Raw genomic sequence first — 909 nt, forward strand, 5'->3', positions numbered from 1 at the left:
GCGGTGGGGCTCGTCGCGGGCGGGGGCAGTGCCCTGGCCCTGCTGGACCTCGCCGCGCTCCCGGCGGTCGGGACCATCGAGGGGCCGCCCGCACGGGCGCGTCGACTCGCCGCGGCGATCGCCGCGCAGCTCGCCGCCGGCCTCACCACGGTGGGCGGCGTGCGGTTGTCGGTCACGGCGGGACTCCTGCCCGGTTACCGCGGACCGTCGCTGCGCGAAGCACTCGATCTGCTCGACGGTCCGCTGACCCCGGACCGCGCACCCCAGCGGACGAGCGACCTGAGCACCCGGCCGACCGGCGGGCTGACCGTGCTGGTGTGTGCCGGTTTCGACGACGACGAGCTGCCACGACTGGAGCGGCTCGTCCAACAGCGTCCCGAGCTGCGGATTCTCATCGTCGGCCGGCTCGGGATGACGCGGTGGAGGCTTGAGATCGACCCGATCGGACAGGTGACGGCGCCCGAACTCGGTGTCCACGCGGACGCCGCCCCCCTCGACCGCGGTCTGGACCGCGCGCTTCGTCGCCGCGCGCGGACCCGGCGCCGACCCGCCGAGAACGCCGCCACCCCGCCGGACACCGGCGCCCAGCCCATCGGGACGACGGCGGCGAGTTCACCGGCCCTGGTGTCACCGGCCCTGGTGTCACCGGCCCTGGGCTCGCCGGCCCCGAGCACGCCACCTCTGGGCATTCTCGCTGCGGGCGAGGAAGTCCAGGAAGTCCAGGAAGTCCAGGAAGTCCAGGACGGCCAGGACGGCCAGGACGGCCAGGACGCGGACGGCGACGCCCGCCGGCGACCGGGCACGGGGGGTGCGGGCAGCGGCGGGCAGGCAGCCGACCTCGCCGCCCCGGAACCGGCGCGCGGTGTGGGCCGGCAGGCCGCTGCCGCGGGTGAGCGACCTGCTGTGGAG

1 protein-coding gene is annotated in these 909 nt (G+C 76.2%); it reads left to right on the forward strand.

Annotated features, from left to right (window positions below; all coding sequences use genetic code 11):
* Nucleotides 1–909 (forward strand): hypothetical protein (locus MXD58_RS25715; protein WP_250610283.1); only part of this gene is annotated, 909 nt, incomplete at both ends.

The sequence above is a fragment of the Frankia sp. AgKG'84/4 genome, from assembly GCF_023242965.2.
In the GTDB taxonomy this organism is placed as follows: Bacteria; Actinomycetota; Actinomycetes; order Frankiales; family Frankiaceae; genus Frankia.